This window comes from Streptomyces sp. (assembly GCF_031178505.1).
Lineage (GTDB): Bacteria > Actinomycetota > Actinomycetes > Streptomycetales > Streptomycetaceae > Streptomyces > Streptomyces gulbargensis.
Genome location: NZ_JAPSIW010000697.1, coordinates 1 through 3689 on the forward strand (window position 1 = coordinate 1; position 3689 = coordinate 3689).

Consider the following 3689-nt stretch of genomic DNA (forward strand, 5'->3'; position numbering starts at 1 on the left):
GGGCATGAGGGCTCCTCCTCCGTCGGCGATCCGCGCCCCGGCCGGGAGGAGGCGCGGTGAGCCGACTTCAGCACGGGAGGCTCGAGCCGTAGTGCAAGTAGCGACGACGGTGGGCGGGGCCGGTGCGTGCCGTCGGTGACGACAGCGTTGTCCGTCTAGGCGGTGGCCTGGATCTCGGCGTAGACCCTGGCGCCCCGGTCCTCGGCGATGTCCACCGAGGCCAGGACCGAGGGCAGGACGATGCTGGGGAGCAGGTGGCGCAGGAGGGCGTTGGCCCGGGCGGTGAGGTCGGAGTACTCGCTGAGCGCGTGGGACATGGACTGGACGCCCGCGTAGGAGCCGACCATGACGTCGGCGGTCTCGGCGGGCACCACGTGGGGGAGCAGCTCTCCCTGGCTGCGGGCCTTCTCCAGCCGTTCCCGGGTGACCTCGGCCCACTGGCGGAAGGGTCCGGTGCGGTCGAACTCCGTCGAGAGCTGGTCCATGGTCAGCCTGACGGCCGCCCGCACCATGGGGTCGTTCTGGAGCCGGTGGGTGTGGAGCATGACGACGTCGACGACTTCCTGGGTCTTGGACTGCCGGTCGGGGACGACGAAGTCGCGGTTCTGGCTGGCGAGGACCTCCTGGGCGAGCTCGTCCTTCGAGGGGAAGTGGAAATAGAGAGCGCCCTTGGTCACGCCTGCCTTGGAGAGGATGTCGGCGATGGTGGCGGCTTTGTACCCACGCTCGTTGAAGACCGTCGCCGCGGCCAGCATGATGTTCCGACGCGTACGGATCGCCCGTTCCTGTGCTGCCACGTTGCCCTCCAGCTGTTCGACGAGCCCTTGGAAGGCTTCGCATACAAACCGTCTAGTTCGTATTTTAACGTCAGCGGGCGTATCGCCAAGACGTGCGCGTCGGTAACTTCGGTTCCGACAGGCGATGACCGGCCGTTCGGGGTGGGGGCGACGTGGTGATTCTGGTGACCGGTGCCACCGGAACGGTGGGGAGAGAGGTGGTCCGCCGGCTGCAGGCCGACGCGGAGGTGCGCGTCCTCACGCGTGATCCGGCTCGCGTGACCGGTGCCGGACGTATAACGGTCGTCCGGGGGGACTACGGTGACGCGTCGTCACTGCGGGCGGCTCTGCACGGGGTGAGCAGCGCGTTCCTCGTCACGACGGTGGTGGGCGGGGATCAGGACGCGCGTTTCGTGCGGGCCGCCGCGGACGCGGGTGTGGAGCACGTGGTCAAGCTGTCGGCGGCCGCCGTCGAGGACCCGGCGGCCAACGACCTGATCACCCGCTGGCAGCGGGAGAGCGAGCAACTGCTGCGTTCCTCGGGCCTGGCCTGGACCCTGTTGCGACCCCGTTCGTTCATGTCCAACAGCCTCGCCTGGGCGGCGGACATCCGGACCGAGGGCGTCGTGCGCGATCTGTACGGCGAGTCCCCCAACGCCTGCGTCGACCCCGGGGACATCGCTGAGGTCGCGGTACGGGCGCTCACCCGCCCCGGGCACGCCGGTCGCGCGTACCTGCTCACGGGCCCCGAGGCCGTCACCGCGGTCGAGCGGACGGCCCAGCTCTCGTCCCTGCTGGGCCGTCCGCTGCGCTTCGAGGAGCTGGGGCCGGATCAGGCCCGGTCCCGGTGGAGCCGGCGGCATCCGCCGGCCGTGGTGGAGGCACTGCTGCAGAGCGCCCTGCGGCAGCGGCGGGGGGCCAAGGCTCAGGTGGACGAGACCTTCGCCGGCGTCGTCGGCAGGTCTGCTCGGACGTTCGGCCAGTGGGCGGCCGACCACGTGACGAGTTTCTCCGGACGGTGACGGGACGGTGGGGCGGTGCGAGGGGTGTCAGGCGTCCGCCGCCGTCACGGCGCAGGTGAAGACGGTCTCGCCGCGCTGGCGTCCCGTGACGTGGACGGTCGTGAGGCCGGGGCTCTCCGTGCCGCCCGGGGCGGCCTCGATCACGCAGGGGATGTCCAGCTCGGCGTACTGCCGGAGTTCGCTGGTGAGGCCCAGCGGCAGCAGGGAGGTCCTTCCCAGGGCCCCCGCCGCCGCCTGTCGGGCGGCCTCCAGGAGCACCATCCCGGGGACGTGGTCACCGGGATGGTCGAAGAGGACGGGGTGCTGGGTGTCCAGCCGCAGTTGCCAGCGGTTCGGCTCCTCGGTGGGGGAGAGCACCACATCGGCGGGGGACATGCGTCCCACGCTCTGTGGGGCGACCGGAGCCGTCAGCGGCACGGGGCGGTGATCGTCGGCGAACACGTGCGCCGGGCGCAGCCGCCGGTAGACGGTGGGGGAGACGCAGGAGAAGGAGAAGACGCCGGTCGCCGCGGTGTGGCCGTCGCGGCGCACGACCGCCTCGTAGCGCAGGGCGGCGAGCCGGCCCCCGCGCATCTTGATGTCCTCGCAGGTCACCTCGAGGTCGAGGGAGGCGGGCGCCTGGTGGATCATCAGGTGGCGCGGGTCCACTCGGAGGCTGAGGTCGTGCAGCAGGTAGTGGTGCCCGAAGGGGACGCCGAACTCGGCGTGGCCGAGGAGGGACCCGACCTGACGGATCGTTTCAGCGGCGATGAGAGGGTCGTGGTACCGGCCGTCGATCGGGGTGAAGAAGCTGTGGCCGCGCGGCCACTGGGCGGCCACTCTGAAACGCGACTCGTCCACGCGCTCCCAGTCGGTGAGCATGACCTCGGCGACGGCGGCGCGGTGCACCAGCTCCTTGGGAACGGTCGTGGTGAGGTTCGGGTAGCGGAAGAGGCTGGGCCTGAACCGCGGGGTGCCGACGGACAGTTCGGGCTCCTGGCCGACCGCCGGGTGTGTTGCGGGGAACGCGCTGGTAGCCATTTTTCCCCCTGCGAATGGGCGTAACGAAAGCGCTCCGTCCGCCGTCGGTGGCGGACGTGATGAAAGATAGGGACCGCCCGGTTTGATTTCTAGGGGAACCGACCCCTCCGACAAGCCGCTCTTGGAGGCCGTCCTTCCGGAAGTCGTCCCTCCTCCCGGCACCCTGCTCTGTTGTCCGAAACGGGCCTCCTTTCGATCATGGGGCCGGCCCGCGCGGTCTCAAGCGGAAGTGGAGCGCTTCTGTAGCGCGGTGGCGGACGGTGGCCGCACGTCGAGAGGAGGGGACATGGCCGAACCGGACCAGGTCGAGCCCGCTTTGCGGATCGAGCGCGGACGTGCCAGCGCCGAGGAACTGGCCGCGGTCACCGTCGTGCTGTACTCGCTGATGGTCGGCCGGGGCGACGAGGAGGGCGCGCAGGAGCTTCCCGGGATTCCCCAGTGGCGGCCCGAACGGTCCACCGCGGTCTACCGGTCCCCCTATTGCTGGCGGTAGGCCGGCACCGCATCTTCCATGGCTGATTCCTGTGCGCGCCAAGCTCCCGGTAGCAAAACCGCATAGATGGTTTGTTACGGTGAAGCCATCGACCGGGCCGCGCCATGAGGGAGGGACAAATCGTGACGATACTCAATGACATTCCTCAAGTGGCGCCCCTCGCGGAGCCGACGGACGCGCGCGGGCGGGTGGCCGAGCTGCACGGTGTGCGTGCGCAGGCACTGGCCGGGCCGAGCGAGAAGGCGACGGCGGCGCAGCACGCCAAGGGCAAGCTGACCGCGCGGGAGCGGATCGAGCTGCTGGTGGACCCGGGGTCGTTCCGGGAGGTCGAGCAGTTGCGGCGGCACCGGGCGACCGGGTTCGGGCTGGAGGCCAAGA

5 protein-coding genes are annotated in these 3689 nt (G+C 70.4%); 3 read left to right on the forward strand and 2 right to left on the reverse strand.

All coding sequences use genetic code 11. The features are described 5' to 3' along the window. Nucleotides 1-155: 155 nt before the first annotated feature. Nucleotides 156-797, reverse strand: coding sequence for a ScbR family autoregulator-binding transcription factor (locus RIF68_RS30680; RefSeq protein WP_164288108.1), 642 nt, complete (start codon nt 795-797; stop codon nt 156-158). A gap of 155 nt (nt 798-952) precedes the next feature. Here RIF68_RS30680 and RIF68_RS30685 point away from each other — a divergent pair, with 155 nt between their 5' ends. Then, nucleotides 953-1798, forward strand: a complete 846-nt coding sequence (locus tag RIF68_RS30685; protein WP_309054540.1) for an NAD(P)H-binding protein — start codon at nt 953-955, stop codon at nt 1796-1798. A gap of 27 nt (nt 1799-1825) precedes the next feature. On the opposite strand, the gene RIF68_RS30690 is transcribed toward RIF68_RS30685, so the two are convergent. Continuing rightward, nucleotides 1826-2818 carry a ScbA/BarX family gamma-butyrolactone biosynthesis protein gene (locus RIF68_RS30690; RefSeq protein WP_164288106.1) on the reverse strand — a complete coding sequence of 331 codons (993 nt, stop codon included), beginning with the start codon at nt 2816-2818 and terminating at the stop codon, nt 1826-1828. A gap of 286 nt (nt 2819-3104) precedes the next feature. Between RIF68_RS30690 and RIF68_RS30695 the strand changes: the two genes are divergently transcribed. Next, nucleotides 3105-3311 carry an acyl-CoA carboxylase subunit epsilon gene (locus RIF68_RS30695; protein ID WP_309054538.1) on the forward strand — a complete coding sequence of 69 codons (207 nt, stop codon included), beginning with the start codon at nt 3105-3107 and terminating at the stop codon, nt 3309-3311. A gap of 122 nt (nt 3312-3433) precedes the next feature. Then, the coding region (locus tag RIF68_RS30700; protein ID WP_309054539.1) for a carboxyl transferase domain-containing protein at nt 3434-3689 on the forward strand (256 nt) is incomplete at its 3' end.

Excerpts from the sequence above, each read along its gene's own strand:
- RIF68_RS30690 (WP_164288106.1), bottom strand. The coding sequence starts at position 2,818 with ATGGCTACCAGCGCGTTCCCCGCAACACACCCGGCGGTCGGCCAGGAG.
- RIF68_RS30695 (WP_309054538.1), top strand. The coding sequence starts at position 3,105 with ATGGCCGAACCGGACCAGGTCGAGCCCGCTTTGCGGATCGAGCGCGGA.